The organism is Nakamurella deserti (assembly GCF_003260015.1).
Lineage (GTDB): Bacteria > Actinomycetota > Actinomycetes > Mycobacteriales > Nakamurellaceae > Nakamurella > Nakamurella deserti.
This window is the reverse complement of the sequence record NZ_QCXS01000002.1, coordinates 845672-869633: the sequence shown is the minus strand read 5'-3', so window position 1 is coordinate 869633 and position 23962 is coordinate 845672. Positions and strand designations below refer to the sequence as shown.

Genomic DNA, 23962 nt, shown 5'->3' with positions numbered 1-23962 from the left:
ACCGTTCCGGCGATGGACATCCGCTTCGTCGCCGGCTTCGGTCCGATCGGTCCCGACCCGGACGAGACGCACCGCTTCTGGTCCGGCACGCTCGGCCTCCGGTTCGACGAGATCGCCCCCGGCCACCACCACGCCAGGGCGCTCGACGGTGCGAAGGTCTTCGGGCTGTGGCTGCTGACGCAGGCGGCCGAGGCGACGTCCGGTGTCCCCGGCCGGCCGTCGCACCTCCCGGTCCCGCAGGCCTGGGTCGAGTTCGAGCTCGCCTCCCCCACGGCGGTGGCGGACGGCGCGGCCGAGCTCACGGCGGCGGGCCGGCAGCTGCCGGCCGGACTGAAGACCGAACCGTGGGGCCAGACCACCGCCCGGCTGCTCAGCCCCGAAGGTCTGCTCGTCGGCCCGTCGCACCTGCCCGGCTTCCACGAGGGCACGACCGCTGCCTGATCAGCGGTGGCCGGTGGCCGGCTGACGCTGCCGCAGGGCCGCGACACCTGGTCCGTGGAGGTCGGCGAGGTACGCCGGCCGGCCGGCCAGCGCCATCACCAGCGCGATCGTGTCGCCCCGGACGAGAGGTCCGGCGCCGGCGGCGAACGGCCCGTCGGTGGCCTCCAGCCGTAGCCCGGCCGCGGTGGTCCGGCTGGGCACGGCGAAGTCGCGGGAGGCGAAGAACCGGGCCACCGCCGTCGCCGCCCCGATCGACGGCGTGGTCGACGACCCGAGCGGCCGGCGGATGTCCTGGCCGTGCACGAGCACCTCACCGAGCCACGCCGCGGTGTGCCGTGACGGCCCGACCGACGCTGCGGAGACCGCCCGGAAGCGCTCGAGCGTCCCGGCGGTGGTGGCACCGCGGTGCTCGGCCAGCCGGCGGGCGTTGTGCAGGTCGAAGTCGAACCGGGCGCCCAGCACACTGCGGATCCAACGGATCCGGCCGACCGAGGCGACCGCGGTCAGGTGGGCGACGACCTCCTCGACGGTCCACGCCGTGCAGAGCGTGGGGACCGCCCACTGGTCCGGCGTCAGCGTCGCGAGCTCCTCGGCCAGCGACCTGCGGGCGGCGTGGACGGCGGCCCAGAGCTCGGCGGGACTGTCGGGTACCTGGATCTCGTTCATGGCGGCACTCCCGGGGTCGGGCGGACGGCTGTCACCGGATGAGACCGCCGCCCGGCCGCGAACTCATCGGTCGTCCGCACGCTTCAGCCGATCGGCATCCGCTCGTCGACCAACCGCGCGTCGACCACCCGCCCGACGACGACCACGGCGGGTGACTGCACTCCGCGGCTCACCGCGACCGACGCGATGTCGGCGAGGGTGCCCACGGTCAGTCGCTGCGCCGGGGTGCAGCCGTTCTCGATGACGGCCACCGGTACGTCGGGCGGTGCCCCGGACCCCAGCAGGGACGCGCTGATCGAGGGCAGGTGCTTGACCCCCATCAGCACGACGAGGGTGTTGCCGTCCGCCGCCGCGGTGGCCAGCGCGGGCCAGTCGGCCGCCACCACGCCGTGCGCGTCGTGGCCGGCCAACACGGTGACCTGGCGGGCCAGACCGCGGTGGGTGACCGGGATGCCTGCGGCGGCGGGGACGGCGAAGGCGCTGGACACGCCGGGGACCACGGTCACGTCCAGACCCGCGGCCCGGCAGGCCTCGACCTCCTCGCCGCCGCGGCCGAAGACGAACGGGTCCCCGCCCTTCAGGCGGACCACGTGGCGGCCGGCCCGGGCGTGCTCCACGAGCAGGTCGTTGATGGCGTGCTGGGGCACCGGGTGCTTCCCCGGCGCCTTCCCGACCTCCAGGATCACGACGTCCGCGCCGAGTTCACCGAGCACCTCGCGCGGCCCGAGCCGGTCGACCACCACGACGTCGGCCTCCGCCAGCGCCCGGCGACCGGCCAGGGTCAGCAGATCCACGCTGCCCGGTCCGCCGCCGACCAGGGTGACCCGGCCCGCTCCCCCGCGCACCCGGCGCAGCGGCAGCCGTCCGGAGTCCAGCGCCAGTCCGATGGCGTCGCGGACGGCCACCGCCCGCCGCGGATCGGCGCCGTCCACCGACGACACGCTGACCGTCACCGCGTCGCGACGCAGCACCGCCGGCGAGCGGGTGGCGTTGCGGGCGCCCGCGCCGGAGGACGCTCGCACGCAGAAGATGCGGGCGCCATCGGCGGCCACCTCGACCGCGTCATCGGTGGCGACGTCACCGGTCGCGGCGAAGACCAGCCACGCGCCGGCCAGGTCACCGTCGGCGTACTCCCGGCACGCCCAGGCGACCTCGCCGGCGGCGGCCGCTGCGGTCAGCTCGTCGCATGCCCACGGTGCGACCACCGTCACCACGGCACCGGCCTCGACGGCCGAGCGCACCTTGCGCCACGCCACCGGCCCGCCACCGATCACCGCGACGCGGCGACCGGCCAGCGACAGGTGCAGGGGCAGCAGCGGCGTACTCGGATCCACTCAGACGCCTTCCAGGGACTTGTCCGACTTCCGAATGTAGACGGCGTAGGTCACGACGAAGCAGATCGCGTAGAAGACGATGAAGCTGACGTACGCGGCGTTGGCGCTCTTGGTGGCCAGGAACGACTGCCGGAAGGCCAGGTTGACCAGCACCCCACCGAACGCCCCGATCGCCCCGGCGATGCCGATCAGCGCCCCGGACAACCGGGCGGACTCGACCGCGGCCACCTGCAGCTCCGTCCCCGCCCGGACCTTCTTCGCCGCCTTGGCCGCGAAGATCGCCGGGATCATCTTGTAGACCGAGCCGTTGCCCAGCCCGGAGAAGATGAACAGCAGGATGAAACCGGCCAGGTAGAGCGGCAGCGTCTGGTTCAGCGCCGCGATCAGCACCACCGACGCCCCGACGGCCATCGCGATGAAGTTGAAGAACGTCACCCGGGAGCCGCCCAGCCGGTCGGCGAGCATGCCACCGTAGGGCCGGATCAGCGAACCGAGCAGCGGGCCGAGGAAGGTCAGGTAGGCCGCCTGCAGCGGGGTCTTGGTGAACTGCACCTGCAGGACCTGGCCGAACGCGAACCCGAAGCCGATGAACGAGCCGAAGGTGCCGATGTAGAGCAGCGAGATGATCCAGGTGTGGCCGTCCCGGCAGACCTCCCGCAGAGCGCCCTTGGCGTTGCTGGCCACCGTCAGGTTGTCCATCTTCAGCGCCGACCCGAGGGCGGCGATGACGATCAGCGGGATGTAGATGGCCACCATGACCCGGGGGTTGTCCACCCCGGCGGTGGCCAGCACCAGCAGACCGATCAGTTGCACGACCGCGACCCCGAGGTTGCCGCCGCCGGCGTTGAGTCCCAGCGCCCAGCCCTTCTCCCGCTGCGGGTAGAAGGAGTTGATGTTGGTCATGGACGAGGCGAAGTTGCCGCCGCCGACACCGGCGGTGGCCGCCGCGATCAGCAGCGTCGTGTACGACACCCCGGGCTCCAGGACGATGGCGATGAAGATCGTCGGGATCAGCAGCAGCAGGGCGGCGGCGATGGTGAAGTTGCGCCCGCCGAACGTGGCCACCGCGAACGTGTAGGGCAGTCGCAGGGTGGCACCCACCAGCGTCGGCAGCGCCGTGAGCAGGAACTTCCCGGCCGGGTCGATGCCGTAGGCCGGTCCGAGGAACAGCACCATCACCGACCAGATGCTCCAGATGGAGAAGCCGATGTGCTCGGAGGTGACCGACCACACCAGGTTGCGCCAGGCGACGCGACGGCCGCCGTTCTCCCAGAACGACGGGTCCTCCGGCCGCCAGTCGTCGATCCAGCGTCCGGCCCGGCCGGGCTTGGTGACCGTGGTACCCGGAGTGACCGCGGTTCCCGCAGCGGAGGATCCCGCGGCGGTCGTGGCATTCGTGACGTCAGAACTCATGACTTCTCCCGTGCGGCGAAGGTGGGAGGTACGTCGGCGGACCTCGGGGAACGTGCGGGTGCTGCGGCGGTGCACCGCCCGCGGGACAGCGGGTGGCGGGTGGTGCCGGCGGGAGGGTCAGGCCCGCCGCGCCTGGATGATCAGGTCACCGTCGTCGTCGACGCTGACCGGCCACGAGCCGAGGTCCGGCTGCCCGGTGCGCGAGCAGCCGGTCGCCAGCTCGAAGGAGTTGAGGTGCAACGGGCACACCACGACCGACCCGTCGATCTGGCCGTCGGCGATCGGCCCGCCCCGGTGCGGGCAGACCGCGCCGACCGCGTGCAGTGCGCCGCTGCGTAACCGGAACACCGCCACCTGCTCACCGTGGACGTCGAAGGCCCGTCCCTCGCCGAACGGGATCTGGTCCACCGGGCCCAGGTTCGTCAGGACCACCGGGGTGCTCACGAGCCCACCCGGATCGGCACCTGCGGCAGGACCTCGAGCGGCAGTGCGGTGCGGAACTGGCCGGGGGTGGCCGGTTCGGCGCCTTCCTTCCAGGGATCCTTGTACGCGGCGATCGATGTCGCCATCCGCGCGTCGAGACCGGCGGCGAGACCTTCGGTGTCGTCGACGACGATCCCCCGGATCTTCTCCAGGCCGATCCGCGGCACGAACGAGTAGGTGCGCTCCAGCCACTTGGCGTTCTCCCGGTAGTACTGCATGAACCGGCCGATGAGCGTCATCACCTCGTCGTGGCTGTCGACGGTGGCCAGCAGGTCGCCCTTGCGGATGTGCGCGCCGGCGGCGCCGCCGATGTAGATCTCCCACCGGCCCCCCTCGATGGCGACCATGCCGACGTCCTTGACCAGCGACTCCGCGCAGTTGCGCGGGCAACCGGTGACGGCGAGCTTCATCTTCGCCGGCGACTCGATGCCCTGGAACTTCGACTCGATGTCGATCCCGAGCTTGGTCGAGTCGCCCACCCCGAACCGGCAGAACTCCTGGCCCACGCACGTTTTCACCGTGCGGAAGCTCTTGCCGTAGGCGTAGCCGGACGGCATGTCGAGGTCGGCCCAGACCTTGGGCAGGTCCTCCTTCGGCACCCCGAGGAGGTCGATGCGCTGCCCGCCGGTCAGCTTGATCATCGGGATCTTGTGCTTCTCGGCGACGTCGGCGATGCGCCGCAGCTGCTCGACGGAGGTGACGCCGCCCTTCATCTGCGGGACGACGGAGAAGGTGCCGTCCTTCTGGATGTTGGCGTGGACGCGGTCGTTGATGAACTTCGCGTCCTTCTCGTCGATGTAGTCGTCGGCCCACATCATCTTGAGCAGTGACGCCAGGCCCATCTTGGACTTGGCCTCCTCGGCCCCGTCCGGTGCCAGCGCGGCGAAGACCGACGACACCGACTTGAGCTCCTGCTGCAGGATGGCCAGCATCAGCGCCGGCTTGTCCATCGGGATGCCCGGCACGTACCAGTTCGCCGACGGGTCCTCCTGCACCGCACCGCCGGCCGCCCACTCGACGATCTGGCACACCATCGTCTTGCACGAGCCGCAGCCCTTGCCGGCCCGGGTCTTGTCCATCACCGCACCGACGGTCTTGCAGCCGCCCTCCACGGCGTGCACCAGCGCCGCCTTGCTGACCCCGTTGCAGTTGCAGACCTGGGTGTCGTCGGCGAGTTCCTCGACGCTGGCCTCGGCGGTCGGGGTGCCCAGGTTGAACAACATCTCCAACCGTTCCTCCGGCAGCGGCAGCCCCCGGTCGAACGCCTGCATCAGGAACGCGACCTTGGACGTGTCCCCGAGAACCGTTGCTCCGACCAGCTTCTCGTCGCGGATCACCAGCGACTTGAACACTCCGCGCTTGGGCTCGGAGAACACCAGCACCTCGTCGGTGTCGCGCTCCGGGCCCTGCAGGCCCATCGAGGCGACGTCGACGCCGGCCACCTTGAGCTTGGTCGCGGTCCGCGAGCCGTGGTAGGCCGCGTCCGGGTCGGCACCGGTGATGTGGTCGGCGAGCACCACGGCCTGCTCCCACAGCGGGGCGACCAGGCCGTAGACCTCGCCGCGGTGCTGGACGCACTCGCCGACGGCGTAGACGTCGTCACTGTCGACGGTGCGCATCTGGTCGTCGACCACGATGGCCCGCTCGACGGTGAAGCCGCTGCGGACCGCCAGATCGACGTTGGGTCGGATCCCGGCCGCCACCACGACCATGTCGCAGGGGATCTGCGGCTTCTCGAGGAGCCAGATCCCCTCGACCTTCTCCTCGCCCAGGATGGCCGTCGTGCGGGCCTTGGTGTGCACGAAGATGCCGAGCTTCTCCACGCTCTGCCGCAGGATCTCGCCGGCCTGCGGGCCGACCTGGGCGTTCATCAGGTGCGCGCCCGCGTGCACGACGTCCACCGTCAACCCGTAGGCCTGCAGGCCCCGGGCCGCCTCCAGACCCAGCAGCCCGCCGCCGATGACGACGGCCCGGGTGTGGTGCTCGTGCGTCGCGTACTCGACCATGCCGCGGGTGTCGTCGATGGTGCGGAAGGCGAAGACGCCGGGCTTGAGCGAGCCGTCGTCCATCCGCAGCCCCTCCATGCTGGGCATGAACGAGTTGCTGCCGGTGGCGATGATGAGCTGGTCGTACGGCGTGATGCGACCGTCGTCGGAGAACACCAGCTTGGCGTGCCGGTCGATCTTGGTGACCCGGATCCCGGCGTGCAGGTCGATCCGGTTCTCCTCGTACCACTCCATGGAGTTGAGGAAGATGTCCTTGTCGCTCTCCTCTCCGGACAGCACGTGCGAGAGCATGATGCGGTTGTAGTTGCCGTACGGCTCGTCCCCGAACATGGTGATCTGGAACTGGTCCCGGGCGCGGAGCAGGATCTCTTCGACCGCGCGCGCCCCGGCCATGCCGTTGCCGATCACCACCAGACGCCGTCGGGTGTCCCCCGGGTCGCCCAGCCCGGTCGGGTTCTCCATGGTGCTCGTCATCCGATCAGACCTCGACCATCCCGAGATCGACCACGACATGCCCGGTGAGACCATCGGGCGCGGCGAGGTGCAGCTCGAGGGCGCTGCCACCCTCGATGTCCTCGACCACGCGCAGCGGTACGTGCACGTCACTCCTGGCGCCGATCGGGAAGTACCGCATCGGGACGCCGTCGCGGACCAGTACCACGGTGACCAGCTCGTCGCTGGTGTTGCCGCCGCGGAAGTACAGCGCCTGGGCGACGACGCCGTCCGGCACCAACCGGACCAGGTCCGCGGACAGCGGCGCGGGCTTGTCCACACCCGATCCGGTGAACGGATAGATGCCCTGGAGGAATCGGTTCTGGGAAGCCATGAAGACGTCCTTTCGGTGGGATGGCGGCGGTCGGCGGCGGGAACGGGAGGGGTCGGCCGGTTCGCCGGGGCGGGCGGCGGCCACGGCGGGACGGACGGCGGGCGCGGTCAGCAGGTGGTCGTCGTCGGCACCACCGACGCGGGTGGCGTTGACGGCGCACACCTTGAACGCGGGCATCCGGGAGTGTGGGTCCAGCGCCGGATCGGTCAGCAGATTGGCCGACGACACGCCACCCCAGTGGAAGGGGATGAACATGGTGTCGGCGCGGATGGTGTCGTCGAGCACCGCCCGGAACGTGGCCCGGCCGCGCCGGGTCTCGAGCTCGACGAGATCCCCCGCCGCCACGCTCACGGCGCGGGCCAGATCGGGGTGCATCGTCACGCTGGGGTCGGCGTGGCTGAGCGTGCGGACGCGGCGTGTCTGCGTCCCGCTCTGGTACTGGGCGGCGAGCCGGCCGGTGGTCAGCAGGTAGGGGTAGCGCAGGTCGGTCTGCTCGTTGGCGGCCCGGTAGTCCACGGGCAGGAACACCGCCCTGCCGGTGGCGGTCGGGAAGCGGTCGGCGAACAGCCGCGGCGTGCCCGGGTGGTCCACGTCGGGGCAGGGCCAGAACACGCCCTGTTCGGCGTCGATGCGGTCCCAGGTGATCCCGGCGTAGTCGGCGACGCCACCGGCGGACGCGCGGCGCAGCTCGTCGAACACCACCGCGGGGTCGCTGCTGAAGTACCGGCCACGGCCCAACCGGGCGGCGAGCTCGGCCATCAGCTCGAGGTCGGTCAGCACCCCGGCGGGTGGCGGCAGGGCCCGGACGCGGTGCAGCACCCGCCCTTCCAGATTGGTCATCGTGCCCTCCTCCTCGGCCCACTGGGCGGTGGGGAGGACGACGTCGGCCATCGCCGCGGTCTCGGACAGGAAGATGTCGCTGACCACCAGGAAGTCCAGGGCGTCCAGGCGGTCCTTGATGCGGTTGGCGTCCGGCGCGGAGACGACGATGTTGGAAGCCAGCACCAGCAACGCGCGGACGCCGCCGTCGGCGCCCATCCGGTCGAGCATCTCGAAGGCGGACCTCCCCGGCAGCGGCAGCTCGGCGGGGTCGATCCCCCACACCGCGGCGACGTGCGCCCGGTCGGCCGGGTCGGTCAGCTTGCGGTAACCGGGCAGCTGGTCGGCCTTCTGACCGTGCTCACGGCCGCCCTGCCCGTTGCCCTGGCCGGTGATGGTGCCGTACCCGGAGAACGGCCGGCCCGGCAGGCCCAGCGCCAGCGCCAGGTTGATGAAGGCCTGGGCGATGTCGGTGCCCGAACTGTGCTGCTCGGCACCGCGGGCGGTGAGGATCATCGCCGACGACGCCCGGGCCAGGGTGCGCACGGTCTGCTGCAGCTGGGCGACCGGGATCCCGGTGATCCGCTCGACGCGGTCCGGCCAGTAGGCGGACACCCGCGCCCGCAGCGCGTCGAAACCGGTGGTGCGCTCGGCGATGAACGCGCGGTCGATCAGCTGTTCGCGGATGGCGATGTGCAGCAGGCCGTTCGCCAGCGCCATGTCGGTGCCGGGGATGGGCGCCAGGTGCAGGGCGGCGCCGGCGGCGGTGGCGGTGCGGCGGGGGTCGACCACGATGTGCGTGGCGCCGTCGGCGCGGCCCTCGTCGAAGTACTGCATCGCCGGCGGCATGGTGTCGGCCGGGTTGGAGCCGACCAGCAGGATGGCCTGCGCCCGGGCGATGTCGGCGAGCGGGAAGGGCAACCCCCGGTCGATACCGAACGCCCGGTTGGCGGCGGTGGCCGCCGACGACATGCAGAACCGGCCGTTGTAGTCGATCGCGCTGGTCCGCAGCGCGACCCGGGCGAACTTGCCGAACTGGTAGGCCTTCTCGTTGGTCAGCCCGCCGCCGCCGAAGCAGCCGACCCCGTCCGGCCCGTACCGGAGCTGCGCCTGTCCGATGGCCTCGACGATGCGACCGAGCGCCTCGTCCCAGGTCGCCGGGCGCAACGCCGACGTCCGGTCCCCGCGGACCTGGCGGACCAGCGGGGTGAGCAGCCGGTCCGGGTGGTCCAGCAGGTTCGCCGCGGTCCAGCCCTTGGAGCACAGTCCCCCGCGGTTGGTGGGGAAGTCCTCCTGCGGCTGCAGCGTGGCGGGCCGGTCGCCGGCCACCATGCGGATGCCGCACTGCAGGCTGCAGTACGGGCAGTGCGTCAGGGTGCCGCTCGCGCCGGCCGGCCGGCCGCGACCCGGGGTACCGAGGGAGGTGGTCACCCGTCGAGTCTCGGACCCGTCCGTGTCGTCGCCGGTGCCCGCCTGTTAACGGCCGAGGTCCGGATCCGCGCGGTGATGACATCGCGGCGTCGGCAACCTCACCGCCGGTCCGAGCCGGCTGTGAGGTCCGCGGAACTCAGACCGTGATGACGGTGGGGACGATCATCGGGCGACGGCGGTAGACCTCGCCGACCCATTTGCCGACGATCCGACGGACGGATTGCGCGATGCGGTGCGGGTCGGTGATGCCGTCGGCCTCGGTGACCGACAACTCCATCTCGATCAGCGGCAGGACGGCGTCGAGCGCCTTCGGGTCGTCGGAGAAGCCGCGCCCGGAGATCTGCGGTGACTGCACCGCGCGTCCGGTGAGCCCGTCGATGGCGATGGTGATGGAGATGAAGCCGCCCTCGCCCAGCACCAGGCGGTCGGACAGCGTCGAGGTCCCGACGTCGCCGACGGCGTTGCCGTCCACGTACACGTGCCCGACCTCGAAGCCGCCGACGATCGACGCTCTGCCCTCGACGAGGTCCACGACCACGCCGTCGGGGGCCAGCAGGATGCGGGACTCGGGGACACCGGTCAGGTTCGCGAGCTTGGCGTTGGCGCGCAGGTGGCGCCATTCACCGTGCACGGGCATCACGTTCTTGGGCTTGACCGCGTTGTACAGGTACAGCAGCTCGCCGGCCGAGGCGTGACCGGAGACGTGCACCTTGGCGTTGGCCTGGTGGATCACCTGGGCGCCGATCCGGGCGAGCTCGTTGACCACGGTGAAGACCGAGGTCTCGTTGCCGGGGATCATCGAGGACGCCAGGATGACGGTGTCGCCCTCCTCCAGGTTGACCTGGCGGTGGTCGCCGCGGGCCATCCGGGACAGCGCCGACAGCGGCTCGCCCTGCGAGCCGGTGGAGATGAGCACCACCTGGCTGGGCGGCAGGTCGAGCAGCTTGTCCAGCGACCGGACGATGCCGTCCGGCACGTGCAGGTACCCCAGCTCCTGGGCGATCTGCATGTTGCGCACCATCGACCGGCCGACGAAGGCGATCTTGCGCTTGTGCTTGTAGGCGGCGTCGATGACCTGCTGGATGCGGTGCACGTGCGACGCGAACGACGCGACGATGACCCGCTGGCGGGCGGCACCGATGTAGGAGTCGAGCACCGGCCCGATGTCGCGCTCCGGCGGGACGAACCCGGGCACCTCGGCGTTGGTGGAGTCCACCAGGAACAGGTCGACGCCCTCGTCGCCGAACCGGCTGAAACCGCCGAGGTCGGTGAGGCGGCCGTCCAACGGCAGCTGGTCGAGCTTGATGTCACCGGTGTGCAGCACGGTGCCGGCGTCGGTGCGGATGCCGACGGCGAGCGCGTCCGGGATGGAGTGGTTGACCGCGAAGAACTCCAGGTCGAAGTCGCCGGTCGAGCGCAGCTCGCCCTCGGTGACGACCTGCAGGTTGGGCTTGAGGTGGTGCTCGCGGCACTTGGCCTCGATGAGGGCGAGCGAGAACTTCGCGCCCAGCACCGGGATGTCGTGACGCAGCCGGAGCAGCCACGGCAGCGCACCGATGTGGTCCTCGTGGCCGTGGGTGATGACGACGGCCTCGATGTCCTCGATGCGGTCCTCGATGAGCCGCAGGTCGGGCAGGATGAGGTCGACGCCGGGCTCGGTGGCCTCGGGGAACAGCACACCGCAGTCCACGATCAGCAGTTTCCCGCGGTACTCGTAGACCGTCATGTTGCGGCCGATCTCACCGATCCCGCCGAGGGCGACGACGCGCAGGGCGTTGTCGGCCAGCTTCGGCGGCGGCGTCAGCTGCGGCTTCGGCGCGGGCGCCTGCGACCGGTAGCCGCCCTGGCCCTGGTTGGACCCGCCGCGGTTCGGGGTGTTCTGGTTGCGATTCTGGTTGGCACTGCTCACGTGTCAGTTACTCAGCTCTTGGATTCGGTCCAGATCGCCGGCGATCAGCTCGATCTGGGAAGGAGTGGCCGGCAGCTGCGGGAGCCGCGGATCGCCCACTTCGAGACCCTGCAGGCGCAGGGCGGCTTTGGCGAAGACGAGGCCGGCGCCGCCGCCGGTCCGCGCCATGGCGGTGTGCGCCGGCATCAGCAGGTTGTGGATCCGGCGTGCCTCGACGAGGTCACCGGCGTTGGCGGCGTCGACCAGGGCGCGGACGTGCGGTCCGACGACGTGGGCGATGATGCTGACGATGCCGACCGCGCCGATGGACATCCACGGCAGGGTCAGCGGGTCGTCGCCGGAGTAGAAGGCCAGATCGCTCTCGTTCATCACCCGGGCGCCGGCGAGCAGGTCGCCCTTGGCGTCCTTCACCGCGGTGATCCGCGGGTGCTCGGCGAGCCGGAGCATGGTGTCGACCTCGATCGGCACCACCGAACGGGCCGGGATGTCGTACAGCATCACGGGCAGGTCGGTGGCGTCGGCGACGGCAGTGAAGTGCGCGAGCAGGCCGGCCTGCTGCGGCCGGGAGTAGTACGGGGTGACCAGCAGGGTGCCGTGGGCACCCGCCTTCTCGGCGTCCCGGGCCTGCTGGATCGAGTGCGCGGTGTCGTAGGTGCTGGCGCCGGCGACGATGGTGCAACGGTCGCCGACCGCGTCGACGACGGCCCGGATGAGGTCCGCCTTCTCGGCGTCGGTGGTCGTCGGGCACTCGCCGGTGGTGCCGTTGAGGACCAGCCCGTCGTGCCCGCCGGAGTCCACCAGCCGGGTCGCGAGCTCGGCCGCGACCTTCAGGTCGAGCCTGCCCTCGGCGTCGAACGGGGTGATCATCGCCGAGAGGACGGTCCCGAAAGGCCGTCCCGGACGCCCGGTCGGGCCCGCGAACAGGGTTGTCATGCGCTCAACCTACCGCCGGGAGGCCCGCTCAACCATCTCCAGCGCGGCCGGTGAGCCCTCGACTTCCACCTCACACGCGGTGCGACGGCCGCTGATCCACAACAGCAGCTCGCTCGGGGCGCCGACCAGCGTGACGGCCGGGTCGCCGAGCCGGATCTGGAAGGTCCGCCGGTCCGGCAGCCGTCCCTGCACGCCCACGCCGAGCTTCCTCAGCTGCAGACCCGACATCCGACTGCGGACGGCGTCCAGGACCGCCTGTCCGGTCTCCGGGTCCAGGGTGCGCACGGTCCAGCCGGGCACCCCGCGACGCACGTCCTCGTGGTGGATGAAGTGCTCGACGGTGTTCATCGCCGCGTCGATCCTGCCGATGCGGGCCGGACTCAGACCCGACGGTCCCTGCCGCCAGCGGTCCACCCGTTGCGCCCACGGCAGCTTCCGGTACCCGTCGACGACCCGCTCGGCCCAGAAGTTCAACGGTCCGACGAACTGCGCGACGGCGGCGTCCGGTCGCTCCTCGCGGATCAGCAGATGGTGCAGCAGGTCGGCGGTCAGCCACCCCTCGTCGAGCGTGGGCTGGTCGGGCCCGACCTCGTCGAAGAGGTCCGCGAGGGCGGCCCGCTCGCGCTGGGCGACGGTGGTGGGTCCGGTATCAGGCACAGACGCGACGGTACCCATCACCGCCGACGGTGACGCAGCCGGCGGGGCCGACGGACACCCGGGGAAGCGTCAGCCCTCGCCGATCAGCGGGCTGGCCGCGGTCTCCGAGCCGTCGGGGAGCTGGGAGATCCGAAAGTCGGTGAACGCGTGCGGCGCCACCTGCAGCAGCTCCCGCAGGACGGTGACGGCCAGCGCGCGGATCTCGGTGTCGGCGGCGTCGGAGGCGCGCATCCCGACGAAGTGCCGCCACGCCCGGAGGTTGCCGGTCACGACCAGCACCGTGGGAGTGGCGTGGGTGAGCACCGAGCGGGCGGCCTGGCGGGCCTGCTTACGGTTGAGCGTCCCGGCCGGGGCGGTCTCCACCTTGGCCTCCAGCGCGGTGAGGACGGTCGTGTAGGCCTCCCGGGCCGCCGCCGTCGAGGTCAGGAACAGCTCACGCAACTCGGGGTCGCGCTCGATCGCGGTGGGGACGACGACGTCCTCGGCGGGATGATGACGTTGCGACAGCTCCGACACCGACAGGTGCCGGTGCCGGATCAGCTCGTGGGCCAGGGCACGGGACACCCCGGTGACGTAGAAGGTCGCGCTGGCGTGCTCCAGCACCGACAGGTGCCCGACCTGCAGGATGTGCCGCAGGTAGCCCGCATTGGTCGCCGTCGAGGCCACCGGCTTGGACCACGACTGGTAGCACGCGCGGCCGGCGAACTCGGCCAGCGCCTGTCCGCCGTCGGCGTCGGTGTCCCAGGGGACGTCGGCGGGCGGCGAGAAGCTGGTCGCGCCGACGAGTTGCACACGCAGCACGGGCTACAGCGCCCCGCCCGCGGCCGTCGGCGCGTCGGTGTCGAGGCCGCCGTCGCCGACGAGCTCGCGGGCCAGGAACGTCTCGATCTCGAACCAGTCCCGGCCGGCCCGCTGCGCGATGGTCAACAGCGTGCTCATGGACGCGACCTCCTCGACCTGCTCCTTGAGGAACCACAGCATGAACTGCTCACCCAGCGCGTCGTTCTCCTCCCGCGCGGTGGCGAACAGGGTGCGGATCTGATCGGTGACCTGCTTCTCCTGGCTCAGTGCCAGCGCGATCGGCTCGGTGACCTCGGCGAAGTCGTTGCGCACCTCGGGCACCGACGGGATGGTCACCGGGAGGTCCCGGTCCAGCATCCACTGGACCATCATCATCGCGTGGTTGCGCTCCTCGACCGACTGCCGGTAGAAGTGCCGCGCCAGCTGGGGCAGGTCGTGGGAGTCGAACCACACGGCGATCGCCAGGTACTGCTGACTGGCGGCGAGCTCGTTGCGGACCTGGTCACCGAGCAGGGACACGTAACGGCTGGCGCTGGCGAGGGTCATTCCCCGTACTCTAGTGGGCCTTTCGCCGCAGGTCGGAGCCCGGTGGAGCCGCGTCGGCGCCGTTCTCCGGGTCCCTGACACCACGTTTCCCTTGCGTGGTGTCACCTGTGGTGTCACAGTGGTGTCATGGACCTTTCGACGTACACCTCCGAACTCCGCGACAACCTGACCGCGGCGGCCTCCCTGGGTGACGAGGCCACCCGACGGGCCGCGTCGGCCGTTGCCGCCGCCCTGGAGCCGTCGGCCCGGCTCGCGCTCATGCACGCCCTGTCCGACCTGGCCGCGGAGGTGACCCGCCAGCTGTCCGCGGGTGGCACCCCGGTGACGGTCGACGTCCGCATCGAGGGCCGCGACGTGCGGGTGGTCGCCGACCGGGCTCCCGGCGGCACGGCCACGCCGGCCGCGACCCCGGACACCGCCCGCGACGACGGCGGCGACGCCGACGGGACGGACCGCGGCCACGAGCGGACGTTCGCCGAGGCCGGCGGTGACCTCACCCGGACCACGGTCCGGATGTTCAACGAGCTCAAGGGCCGGGCCGAGAAGGCCGCCGCCGAGCAGGGTGTCTCGCTGAACTCGTTCATCTCCCGGGCCGTCGCCGAGTCCATCAAGACCGACCTGCCGCGCAAGTGGAAGGACAAGGCGGAGCGCCACGACCGCGACACCCCCCGCGGGGAGACCATCAGCGGTTACGTCCAGGGCTGATCCGCAGCCCCCGCCCGACCAGCCCTGCCTCCGGAGGATCCGATGCACCACTACCTGACACCCGAGCCGATCACCTGCGAGGTGCGCAACGCCGCCGGCGCGGTCACCGTCGAGCTGACCGACACCAGCATGACCACCGTCGACGTGATCACCGCCGACGACGCCCCGGGCGGCTTCCTGGACGACGTCATCCGCTCGGTGTCCGGCTGGACGCCGGCCGAGCAGCCCGCGCCGGGGCCGTCCGACGACGCCACCGAGGACGTGCTGGTGTCGTTCGACAACGGCAAGCTGATCGTCGACAGCGAGCCGGCCCGCCGTCGCTGGCACAGCGGGTTCATCGTCCGCATCACCGCCCCCGCCGGGTCGGGCGTCCGCGCCCGGACCGAGTCGGCCGCGGTCGGGATCACCGGGCGCGCCGAGCGCATCGAGGTCAAGACCGCCTCCGGCGCGGTCGCCGTGGGGCGAGCCGACGGACGGGCCATGGTGCGCACGGTGTCCGGTGACATCGACATCCGCGACGCGAGCCGCGGCACCGTCGATCTGGCGGCGGTGTCGGGGTCCCTGCACGTCGGGATCCACGCCGGGGTGGCGGCCAAGGTCGAGCTGACCACGGTGTCCGGTACCGCGCGCAGCACCCTGCCGGTGGTCGAGCACCTCGAGGGCAGCTCGCTGACCGTCAAGGGACGCACCGTGTCCGGCGCCGTCTCGCTGGCCGCCGCCGACGCGGGGCCGTCCGACGGCTGACGCTTCGGCGGGCCCGGGTCGAGGCCCGGTCGCCGGCGCTGCGGCCGGCGCCTGCTCGGTCCTGTGGACCGTGCCCGTCCCTCGTCCCGTGCCCCGGCTCTTCTCCCGGACATCTGCGCGGGTTCAGAGCGGGATGGCGAAACCGCCACGGCGCGGATCGGCGGCCAGGCCGGAGCGGGTGGCCATCGAGACCCCACCGAAGTACGGCGCGCGGTTGGCCCAGTCCAGGATCTGGTAGCCGTCGGCGGCCAGAGCGGCCGCGGTCTCCGGCGGGAATCCGGGCTCGAGGTGCACCAGGGTGCCGCCGAAGGCCATCCGGGGCCGGGCGATGGCCTCGGCGACGGGCCGGCCCTCCACGAGCACCGCGGTCATCACCTGCAGCAGCGACGAGCGGATCCGGCTGCCGCCGGCCGCCCCGCCCGCCAGCAGCAGCTGGCCGTCCTCGTCCAGCGCGACGAGCGGTGTCATCATCGAACCCATCCGCTCGCCGGGAACCAGCGGCCCGCGCAGCAGCTCACCTTCGCCGATCATCGAGTTGCCGTGCACCCCACCGACCCACACACCCGAGCCGAGGCCGAGCGAATGGGTTGCGGCACAGGCATTGCCGGCGGCGTCGACGACCACACAGGACGTGGTGTCCGACCGCTTCGGCGCCCCGGCCAGCGCAGCGATCAACGCCCGCGACCGGGACGCGCCGCCGGCCCGGACCGCGTCGACATCCAGTCGGGCCAGGGTGGCCCCCATGTCGTCGAGGTCGTCGCCCCGCAGGTGCACGACCGCCTGCGCGAACGGCGTCGCCGTGGCCGGACGGTGGTGCGAGCGGTACGCCTGCAGGTCCTGGTGCGACATCGCGCCGCCGTCGGCGCGGACCCGCGCGATGAGCTCGTCGGCGAAGGCACCGGACATCAGGTGCGCGGAGCCGTGTCGTGCGTAGCCGTCGAGGGTCTCGGCGAGTCCGTCGTGGAACAACCGTTCACCGGCCTGCAGCAGCCGCCGCTCACCCGCCTGGTCCGTCGAGTAGGCGGCGACGCCGGCGTCGAGCATGAACGCCGGGTACACCTCGGTCAGCAGGGCGGCGTGCTGCTGCGGGAACTCCGTGCCGGCGACCGCCAGATCCCGTGCCGGGCGGACGATGTCGGCCCAGTCCAGGGACCCGTGGTGGCGGTGCAGCGTCTCCACGCCCACCGGCGTCCCGGGGACGGCGACCGTCGGGCCACCGACGTCGTAGGGCACCGGGACGCCACCCCCGAAGGTGACCGCGATCCCCGCACCCTTGCCGGCGACGGTCCCGTCGAGACCCGGTACGGTGACGAAGAAGTCGTGACACGTCACGGTGCCGCTGGCCGCGTCGTAGTAGGTGGCGAACCCGCCACCACCGAGACCGGTGAAGATCGTCTCGGCGACACAACCGGCCAGGATCATCGCGCACGCGACGTCGGCGGCGTTGCCACCCGCGGTGAGGACCTGGTGGCCGGCGGTCGCGGTGGCCGGATGACCGGCGGCGACGCCGGCGGGGATGCGACTCGTCACCCGCCCAACGCTAGTGCCAGATCACCGCTGGGCCTGACCACCACGTCGGGCAGCCCCAGCCAGTCGGCCATCCGGCGCAGCTCCGCGCGGGCGGTGGGAACGACCTGGTCAGCGGACCGGCCGGGCTCGAGCCAGGACGACTGGACGAGCAGGGCACCGGCTTGCCGGTCGGCCTTGAGGTCGAACCGCGCCACGAGCGCGTCGTCGATCAGCAGCGGGAACACGTAATACCCGAACACCCGCTTCTCCTGCGGGGTGTAGATCTCGATGCGGTAGTGGAACCCGAACAGCCGCTCGGTGCGGCGCCGGAACCAGACCAGCGGATCGAACGGGCACAGCAGTGCCGCACCGTCGACCGCCCGCGGGGTCCGGACGTCGACGTGCCGCCAGGCGCGTTCCCGCCAGCCGTCGACGGCGACCGGCTCGACGACGCCGGCGTCCACCAGGTCGGTCAGCGCGACGGCCACGTCGGCGGTCCTCATCCGGAAGTAGTCGGCGATGTCGGCCAGCGTGCCGACACCGCACCGGCGGACGGCGATCTCGACGAGGGTGCGCTTGGCGTCCGTCTCGTCCGGCTGCGGGGCGGCCAGCACCGCCGCCGGCAGCACCCGCTCGGTGAGGTCGTACCAGCGCTCGAACCCGCGGCGATGGGCGGTGGCGATCGACCCGGCGGCGAACAGCACCTCGCACGCCGTCTTGGTGGCCGACCATCCCCACCAGCCGCCGGCGCCCCGGCCCTTCTCGAGGTGCTGCTCGACCTGGCCCGCCGTCATCGGACCGTGCTCGTCGATCGTCGCGAGCACCTCGTCCAGCGCCCCGGGATGCTCGCGGGCGAGCCGGATCGCGGAGTTCCAGCGTCCGAGCGCGTGGTCGCGACGCCGCCACCAGAGGTTGGTCCAGACGTCCAACGGCACCATGGAGGCCTCGTGTGCCCAGGCCTCGACCAGCAGTCGCGGCCGGCGCCCGGTGACGCCGGGGGCCGTGGGCCACACCGCGTCGTCGAGGTGGGCGGTGTCGTAGCGGCCCAGCCGGGAGAACAGCGGCATGTAGTGCGCCCGGGCGAGGACGTTGACCGAGTCGATCTGCAGCAGTCCCTGCCCGGCCGCCGCCCGCTGTACCTGGAGCCGGCTGGCCGGCGGTGCGTCGAGCGGGCGGGCGCGGCCGAGACCCTGCGCGGCGATGGCCAGCCGCCGGGCCTGGGCGGCGGTCAGGGTCCGGACGGTGGGGCTGACGGTCGGCACCCCGGCATGCTCTCATCCGGGGCCGACAGTCGAGCCGCCCGGACGGGTCCGACCGTCCCCCGGGGCGGACCGGGTCCGACCGTCCCCGCGCCCGGACGGGGTGGACGGCTCCCGCGGCCGGACCGGGGTTCGCCCGGCCGCCCGTCAGGCGGTGACGACCTCCGCGCCGGTGACGGCGATCCAGGAGTTCTCCGAGTTGCCCCGGTTGACCACCCGCACGTAGCGGGCCCGCACACCACCGAGGGTGAACGTCTCGGCGTCGGTCGAGGTGCCGCCGCTGACCAGGCCGGCACCCGCCGGCGTCCACGACGCACCGTCCACGGAGGTGCGCAGGTCGAAGGTCGCGGTCCGGACGTCCCCGCGGTAGAAGGCCAGCCGCACGCCCGACACCGCCTGCACCGACCCGAGATCCAGCGTCAGGGTCTCGTCCAGGCCGGACGCCGACCACCGGGTGGCCGGGTCGCCGTCGAGCACGGCCGCGGCCGGCCGGCCGTTCTGGGCGCTGCTGGCGGTGGCGGTCACGCCGACGGTGACCGGCGCGTCCGCCATGGTGAGCGGCACGTAGGCCTGCAGCGCGATGCGCCGGCCCTGGACGGTGGCGGTGACCGGCCGGTCGGCCTCCACCGCGGTCACGGTGCCGCCGTCGAGTTGCAGGACGAAGTTGCAGGCCGTGTCGAAGTGCGCGTCGGGCGTGCCGTCACCGTCGAGGTCGAGGTCGGTGCCGAAGCCGCCGGCCGAGGTCCGCCCGACGTAGAGGGTGCCGCGGACCCGCCCCACGACAGTCGAGAAGTCGTCGCCGGACCGGGTGAAGCTGGACCGCACCTCGGCGGCGGACGGGTCCCCGGCGCTGCGCGGGTAGACGAACACCTCGGCGGTGGTCGCGCCGGGGACCGTCAGCTGCACCGGGCGGACGTCACCGATGCCGCCGCGGACCACGGCGGTGCCGGCGTCGAGGCGGGCGGCGGGCTGCGTCGCGATGAAGTGCTGCTCGTCGGTGCGCCACGGGTAGGACGTCGACGCGACCCCGCCGGCGTAGTCGACGTCCAGCGGGCGGCCGTCGTTCTCGACCACGGGCAGGGTCACCCCGAAGGCGGTGGTGTCGGACGTCAAGGTGGCCAGCACGCCGTCCGGGGTCACCACGAACTCGTGGCGGAACGCCGGCCCCGAGCGGCCGCGGGCCGGCGCGTAGTCGATGGCCCAGCGCACCAGCAGCGGGTGCACGAACTCGAACGACGCCGTGCCCTCGTAACGGTCCGCGAGCTCACCCAGCCGCGACCAACCCCCGTTCTCCGGGAAGCTCGGGGCGAAACTCACCGCACGGCCCGACCCGGGGTCCCGGACGCCGTTGGACGGCCCGAGACGGCCGTCCCAGCCCGCCCGCCCGAAGCGGGTCACGCCGAGCACCGTCCAGTACTGGCCGTAGCTCACCTCGTCGGCCCCCACCAGCGCGGCCTGCATGTGCATGCCGCCGGCGTTGGCGAAGGCGCTGCCGAACACCGCGGGATCGGTGGCGAACGCGTAGCCGCCGATCTCCGCTGGCACCGGCTGCTCGGGGACGGCGGCCACCTCGGCGGCGGCCGACTCGAACGACTCCAGCGAATGGAACATCACGTTGCCGTTGTAGTTCTGGAACCAGCTGTAGCTCGCGTAGCCGACCCGGTCCGCGGGGTCGAAGTGGTTCTTGGTGACCGAGTAGGCGCCCTCCGGACGGCGCCACCGGGAAAGGCTCGCCAGGTTCATCAACGCCGCCCGCCGGTAGCGGCCGGCCAGCTGCGGGTCGCTCTCACGGTGGTGCTCGGCCATCTGGGCGAAGACGTTGCCCGAGTACACGTCGTTCCAGACGTGGTCGCCGGAGCGGCCGCCGGCCGGGTTCTGGCCGGACGGCTCCTGCATGAGCAGGCTGGTGAGCGCACCCCGCTCGAGCAGGGCGGTCATCCCGGGCGCCGACGGGCCGTCGTACCCCTCGGTGATGAGGGCGAACAGGTTGCTGCGGGCGGCCGCGTCGTAGACGTGGGTGTCCGGGGTGCCGGAGCGGTCCGCGTACTGGTTCCAGCGGGTCCCCTGCAGGCGCGCCCGCTGCGAGCCGAGCCAGCTCGCCTCGATCCAGGCGGTCGCCAGGACCCGGTCGACCAGACCGTTCTTCGCGCGGAGCCACTCGCCCTTCATCGCGTAAGTGCGCCAGTTGTGGCTGAGTCCCTGCAGGATGGATCCCAGAGGCGTGGCCAGCCGGGTGCGCCAGGCGTCGTACTGCGCGGCGGGCACGTGCGGCCGGTACAGCGGCAGCGCTTTGGCCACCGCGGCCACGTAGAACTCGCCGTGGTTCTCCGGGATGCGCGAGCGTCCCTGCGACAGCGCGGCGGTGGCCCGCTCCATGGCCGCGATCCCCTGCGGCAGCAGGTCGGTCGCGCGGCCGTGGGTGACCAGCATCGCCACCGACACCGCGAAGTACGGCGTCTGGTACTGCTGCTCGCGACCGGAGTAGGCGTCCAGGATGGAGCCGTCGTCGGCCTGGTGCCGGGCGTGCTCACGGGCGATCCACTCACCGACGTCGAGGAAGCCCGAGGCGTCCTGCCCGGAGGGCTGCCAGGGGCGCGCGGTCAGGTGCCAGGGCACGTCGGGCAGCAGGGCGGTCGCCGCGTCGGACGGTGCCGCGGCCATCCGGGTACCGACGGCCGGCGCCGCAGCGGCCGTCCGCGGCAGGGCCACCCCGACCCCCAGGGCGATCGCCGTACCCAGGAATCGCCGCCTGTTCGGCCGCACCCATGTACCGACGCCGTCGAACCGCATGCCTGCTCCTCTGCTGACCCGGGTGGTCGAGTCTCACCCTGTTGACGACGTGATCGCACCCCGAACGGAGGTCGCCCCGGTGAACTATGTCAAGAGCGGATAAACCGAGCAAGAAAGGCGACGCAGGCCACACCTCGCGAACCGCCCACCGCCTCCGTCGGGTCGGTCGCTGCGGCCCGGGGCCGCGGAATGTCATCATCGACGGATGGCACAGGCGCAGGTCCGCCCGGCCGTCGCCGGGGACGGTCTCGCGATGGCCTGGATCCAGCTCGAGGTCTGGCGGACCGCCTTCTCCGGCCTGCTGCCCGACGACGTCCTCCAGACCCCGGCCGCGCAGCTCGCCGCCTCGTGGACCGCGGCGCTGCACGCCACCAGTCAGACCGTGCTGATGGCCACGGAAGGCGCGGAGGCCGTCGGCTTCGTCCACGCCGCGGTCGATCCCGACGACCGCACGACGGGCCGGATCCTGGTGCTCCACGTCCGTCCGGCGTGGGCCCGTCGCGGACACGGCGGACGCCTGCTGGCGACGGCCGCCGCCGCCCTGCGGGACGCGGGCGCGTCGGTCGGTGAGTGGTGGGTACCCGAGACCGACACCGCCACCCGGCGCTTCGTCGGGGTCGTCGGGTGGGAGATGTCGGGCGGCGCACGGGTTCTGGACACCGGGCGGGCGATGATGACCGAGCGGCGCTGGACGGGCACCCTCGATCTGCAGCTCAGCGGCTGACCGTCAGATCGCGGTTGCCGCGTCGCCTCCGGCGGATCCCCAGCCGGCGGAGTCGGCCAGGAACCTTCGGCAGCGCGCCCGTTCCCGCAGCGTGGTGCCGACCAGGAGGGCCAGCGCACCGACGAGGACCACGGCGCCGACGATCCGCCACCCGGACACCTCGGACAGGACGTCCTGCCACCCGGGCAGGTAGAGCGCCGTGGACGCACCGACGAGCATCAGCAGCTCCGGGACGGCCGCGTCCGCGCGCCACCGCGCGAGTTCCCGCAGCAGCGGCACCGGGATCCGGTTGGCCTGCCGGCCGCGGTGGATGCCGGCCAGCAGCAGCAGGCGCTCCGCCCGGGGCAACGCGGCGTCCGCGGTCCGGGCGCGCGACCGGGCGCGTTCGATCCGCCATCGCCGCAGGCCGCCCCCGAGCGCCACCGCGAGCGCACCGGCGGTGAGCACCGTCGGTCCGGTGCCGTCGGCCCGGCCGGACAGCAGCGCGAGGACGGCGAGCAGCACGAATCCGGCGAGGAGCAGCCCGGACGACCACTGCGCGGCGATCCGGCGGTCGTCCAGGAGCGCGAGGGCGGTCGCGGAAGGGGTGTCGGTGGTCAGGGTCAGCGCGGCGGCGATCCGGACGTCGACCGGCAGCTCGTCGTCCTCGTCGGCGGATGATCCGGGTACGGCCACGTCCGCACTGTAGACGGCCGGTCACGCCGGGCCCGGGGCCGCCGCAGGTCGGCCCCGGAACGGGGCGCCGCGGACGGATCGGTCAGGAGCGCCGGGCTTCGAGCTCGATCGCGGTGCGCATCGCCGCGCGGGCCCGCTTGCGGTCGCCGGCCAGGTCGTAGGCGTCGGCCAGCCGGAACCACACCCGCCAGTTCTCCGGGTCGTTCTCGGCTTCGATCCGTGCCTTCTCGAAATGCGGGAGGGCGGCGGCCTTGTCGATCCGGCCGGACGGCCGCGTGGGCAGGTCCGGCTGTTCCGGCAGGCCTCCCTCGTCGCCCAGGCGCCGACCGAGTTGCTGGGTGCGCCAACCGAACCGCAACTCGAAGTACAGCAGGATCGCGCCGATCAGCGGCATCAGCAGGGCGGCCACGCCGAGGCCGATCGTGGCCGGGCTGCCGTCCTTGAACAGGATGAGTGCCTTGTCGCCGATGAGCACGAAGTAGGCGATCAGCGCCGCGGACAGCAGCGCGACGACGAGGCGGGGGTTCACAGGCCGAGCAACGGTTCGAGGCCGACGGTCAGGCCCGGGCGCCCGGCGGCGGCACGGACGGCGGTCAGCACCCCCGGCATGAACGACGAACGGTGCATCGAGTCGTGCCTGATGGTCAGCAGTTCGCCTTCGTTGCCCAGCAGCACCTCCTGGTGCGCCACGAGTCCGGGCAACCGGACCGAGTGCACGTGCACCCCCCCGTCGCGGACGGCCCCCCGGGCCCCGTGCGGGTCGCTCTCGGTGGCGTCCGGGATCGGGGCGCAGCCGGCGGCCTCGCGGGCCTCCGCGACGCCCTGGACGGTCGCCGCGGCCGCACCGGAGGGGGCGTCGACCTTGCCGGCGTGGTGCAACTCGATGATCTCGACCCCGGCGAAGAACCGGGCCGCCTCGCGCGCGAAACGCATGGCCAGCACCGCGCCGATGGCGAAGTTGGGGACGACGACGACGGCCACCCCCGGCCGGCCGTCGAGCCAGCCCGCCATCTCCCGCTGCCGGTCGGCACTGATGCCGGACGTGCCGACGACCACCGAGATCCCGTGCGAGACGAGGAACTCGACGTTGGCCATGACCACGTCGGGATGGGTGAACTCGACGACCACCTCGGCACCGGCGTCCACCAGCGCCTGCAGCGATCCCGGCCCGCGGCCGACCGCGGCGACGAGTTCGAGATCCTCGGCCGCGGCGATGGTCTCGCAGGTCACGGTACCCATCCGGCCGGTGGCACCGAGCACACCCACCTTCTGCGGCGTCGACGTCGTCATG

21 protein-coding genes are annotated in these 23962 nt (G+C 72.4%); 4 read left to right on the top strand and 17 right to left on the bottom strand.

Features of this window, described 5'->3' with window-relative positions; genetic code table 11:
• The first annotated feature begins 12 nt into the window (after nt 1-12).
• On the top strand, nt 13-441 hold the full coding sequence (locus DB033_RS04095) for a VOC family protein (RefSeq protein ID WP_111765570.1): 429 nt from the start codon (nt 13-15) through the stop codon (nt 439-441).
• Here DB033_RS04095 and DB033_RS04090 read toward each other — a convergent pair whose 3' ends face one another.
• The 11 genes from DB033_RS04090 to DB033_RS04040 form a co-directional block, all read right to left on the bottom strand.
• Nucleotides 442-1107, bottom strand: a complete 666-nt coding sequence (locus tag DB033_RS04090) for a maleylpyruvate isomerase family mycothiol-dependent enzyme (RefSeq protein ID WP_111765569.1) — start codon at nt 1105-1107, stop codon at nt 442-444.
• 83 nt (nt 1108-1190) lie between these two features.
• Nucleotides 1191-2441: a uroporphyrinogen-III C-methyltransferase gene (cobA, locus tag DB033_RS04085; RefSeq protein WP_205843636.1), complete on the bottom strand. Its 1251-nt coding sequence runs from the start codon at nt 2439-2441 to the stop codon at nt 1191-1193.
• Nucleotides 2442-3854, bottom strand: coding sequence for a nitrate/nitrite transporter (locus DB033_RS04080; RefSeq protein ID WP_111765568.1), 1413 nt, complete (start codon nt 3852-3854; stop codon nt 2442-2444). It lies immediately after the preceding gene.
• Nucleotides 3855-3971: 117 nt separating this feature from the next.
• The gene (locus tag DB033_RS04075) at nt 3972-4298 is read right to left on the bottom strand and encodes a Rieske (2Fe-2S) protein (protein WP_111765567.1); all 327 of its coding nucleotides are present in this window, start codon (nt 4296-4298) and stop codon (nt 3972-3974) included.
• Nucleotides 4295-6817, bottom strand: coding sequence for a nitrite reductase large subunit NirB (gene nirB / locus DB033_RS04070; protein ID WP_111765566.1), 2523 nt, complete (start codon nt 6815-6817; stop codon nt 4295-4297). Before nirB ends, DB033_RS04075 begins: the two co-directional genes overlap by 4 nt.
• Before the next feature lie 4 nt (nt 6818-6821).
• Entirely contained in the window at nt 6822-9419 is a 2598-nt protein-coding gene (locus tag DB033_RS04065; RefSeq protein ID WP_240615722.1) for a molybdopterin oxidoreductase family protein, read from the bottom strand.
• A gap of 136 nt (nt 9420-9555) precedes the next feature.
• Nucleotides 9556-11328 (bottom strand): ribonuclease J, encoded by a 1773-nt coding sequence (locus DB033_RS04060; RefSeq protein WP_276309195.1) that lies wholly within the window; start codon nt 11326-11328, stop codon nt 9556-9558.
• Nucleotides 11329-11331: 3 nt separating this feature from the next.
• Nucleotides 11332-12261: a 4-hydroxy-tetrahydrodipicolinate synthase gene (gene dapA / locus DB033_RS04055; RefSeq protein WP_111765565.1), complete on the bottom strand. Its 930-nt coding sequence runs from the start codon at nt 12259-12261 to the stop codon at nt 11332-11334.
• 9 nt (nt 12262-12270) lie between these two features.
• A complete protein-coding gene (locus DB033_RS04050; RefSeq protein ID WP_157970497.1) occupies nt 12271-12918 on the bottom strand; it encodes a TIGR03085 family metal-binding protein in 648 nt (215 codons plus the stop codon).
• A 69-nt stretch (nt 12919-12987) separates the two neighbouring features.
• The gene (thyX, locus tag DB033_RS04045; protein WP_111765563.1) at nt 12988-13719 is read right to left on the bottom strand and encodes an FAD-dependent thymidylate synthase; all 732 of its coding nucleotides are present in this window, start codon (nt 13717-13719) and stop codon (nt 12988-12990) included.
• Between the two features lie 3 nt (nt 13720-13722).
• Nucleotides 13723-14265: a ferritin gene (locus DB033_RS04040; RefSeq protein WP_111765562.1), complete on the bottom strand. Its 543-nt coding sequence runs from the start codon at nt 14263-14265 to the stop codon at nt 13723-13725.
• A gap of 126 nt (nt 14266-14391) precedes the next feature.
• On the opposite strand from DB033_RS04040, the gene DB033_RS04035 reads away from it, so the two are divergent.
• The gene (locus DB033_RS04035) at nt 14392-14970 is read left to right on the top strand and encodes a toxin-antitoxin system HicB family antitoxin (protein ID WP_111765561.1); all 579 of its coding nucleotides are present in this window, start codon (nt 14392-14394) and stop codon (nt 14968-14970) included.
• A 42-nt stretch (nt 14971-15012) separates the two neighbouring features.
• Nucleotides 15013-15714, top strand: coding sequence for a DUF4097 family beta strand repeat-containing protein (locus tag DB033_RS04030; protein ID WP_111765560.1), 702 nt, complete (start codon nt 15013-15015; stop codon nt 15712-15714).
• Between the two features lie 123 nt (nt 15715-15837).
• Here the strand turns inward: DB033_RS04030 and DB033_RS04025 are convergent, their stop codons facing one another.
• The 3 genes from DB033_RS04025 to DB033_RS04015 all read right to left on the bottom strand — a co-directional run bounded on the left by DB033_RS04025 (nt 15838) and on the right by DB033_RS04015 (nt 21272).
• Entirely contained in the window at nt 15838-17244 is a 1407-nt protein-coding gene (locus DB033_RS04025) for a gamma-glutamyltransferase (protein WP_111765559.1), read from the bottom strand.
• Nucleotides 17241-18485, bottom strand: a complete 1245-nt coding sequence (locus tag DB033_RS04020) for a winged helix-turn-helix domain-containing protein (RefSeq protein WP_205843635.1) — start codon at nt 18483-18485, stop codon at nt 17241-17243. Before DB033_RS04020 ends, DB033_RS04025 begins: the two co-directional genes overlap by 4 nt.
• A 144-nt stretch (nt 18486-18629) precedes the next feature.
• Nucleotides 18630-21272 (bottom strand): discoidin domain-containing protein, encoded by a 2643-nt coding sequence (locus tag DB033_RS04015; protein ID WP_111765558.1) that lies wholly within the window; start codon nt 21270-21272, stop codon nt 18630-18632.
• Between the two features lie 205 nt (nt 21273-21477).
• Between DB033_RS04015 and DB033_RS04010 the strand changes: the two genes are divergently transcribed.
• A complete protein-coding gene (locus tag DB033_RS04010) occupies nt 21478-21996 on the top strand; it encodes a GNAT family N-acetyltransferase (RefSeq protein ID WP_111765557.1) in 519 nt (172 codons plus the stop codon).
• A 3-nt stretch (nt 21997-21999) separates the two neighbouring features.
• Here the strand turns inward: DB033_RS04010 and DB033_RS04005 are convergent, their stop codons facing one another.
• The 3 genes from DB033_RS04005 to dapB form a co-directional block, all read right to left on the bottom strand.
• Nucleotides 22000-22671 (bottom strand): hypothetical protein, encoded by a 672-nt coding sequence (locus tag DB033_RS04005; protein WP_111765556.1) that lies wholly within the window; start codon nt 22669-22671, stop codon nt 22000-22002.
• An 82-nt stretch (nt 22672-22753) separates the two neighbouring features.
• On the bottom strand, nt 22754-23200 hold the full coding sequence (locus DB033_RS04000) for a tetratricopeptide repeat protein (protein ID WP_111765555.1): 447 nt from the start codon (nt 23198-23200) through the stop codon (nt 22754-22756).
• Complete coding sequence (gene dapB / locus DB033_RS03995; RefSeq protein WP_111765554.1) at nt 23197-23961, bottom strand: 4-hydroxy-tetrahydrodipicolinate reductase; 765 nt, start codon at nt 23959-23961, stop codon at nt 23197-23199. The genes DB033_RS04000 and dapB overlap by 4 nt, the downstream gene beginning before the upstream one ends.
• Nucleotide 23962 lies beyond the last annotated feature (1 nt).

Excerpts from the sequence above, each read along its gene's own strand:
- DB033_RS04010 (WP_111765557.1), top strand. The coding sequence starts at position 21,478 with ATGGCACAGGCGCAGGTCCGCCCGGCCGTCGCCGGGGACGGTCTCGCG.
- DB033_RS04040 (WP_111765562.1), bottom strand. The coding sequence starts at position 14,265 with ATGACCCTCGCCAGCGCCAGCCGTTACGTGTCCCTGCTCGGTGACCAG.
- dapB (WP_111765554.1), bottom strand. The coding sequence starts at position 23,961 with ATGACGACGTCGACGCCGCAGAAGGTGGGTGTGCTCGGTGCCACCGGC.
- dapA (WP_111765565.1), bottom strand. The coding sequence starts at position 12,261 with ATGACAACCCTGTTCGCGGGCCCGACCGGGCGTCCGGGACGGCCTTTC.
- DB033_RS04030 (WP_111765560.1), top strand. The coding sequence starts at position 15,013 with ATGCACCACTACCTGACACCCGAGCCGATCACCTGCGAGGTGCGCAAC.
- DB033_RS04080 (WP_111765568.1), bottom strand. The coding sequence starts at position 3,854 with ATGAGTTCTGACGTCACGAATGCCACGACCGCCGCGGGATCCTCCGCT.
- DB033_RS04095 (WP_111765570.1), top strand. The coding sequence starts at position 13 with ATGGACATCCGCTTCGTCGCCGGCTTCGGTCCGATCGGTCCCGACCCG.
- nirB (WP_111765566.1), bottom strand. The coding sequence starts at position 6,817 with ATGACGAGCACCATGGAGAACCCGACCGGGCTGGGCGACCCGGGGGAC.
- DB033_RS04090 (WP_111765569.1), bottom strand. The coding sequence starts at position 1,107 with ATGAACGAGATCCAGGTACCCGACAGTCCCGCCGAGCTCTGGGCCGCC.
- DB033_RS04015 (WP_111765558.1), bottom strand. The coding sequence starts at position 21,272 with ATGCGGTTCGACGGCGTCGGTACATGGGTGCGGCCGAACAGGCGGCGA.
- DB033_RS04035 (WP_111765561.1), top strand. The coding sequence starts at position 14,392 with ATGGACCTTTCGACGTACACCTCCGAACTCCGCGACAACCTGACCGCG.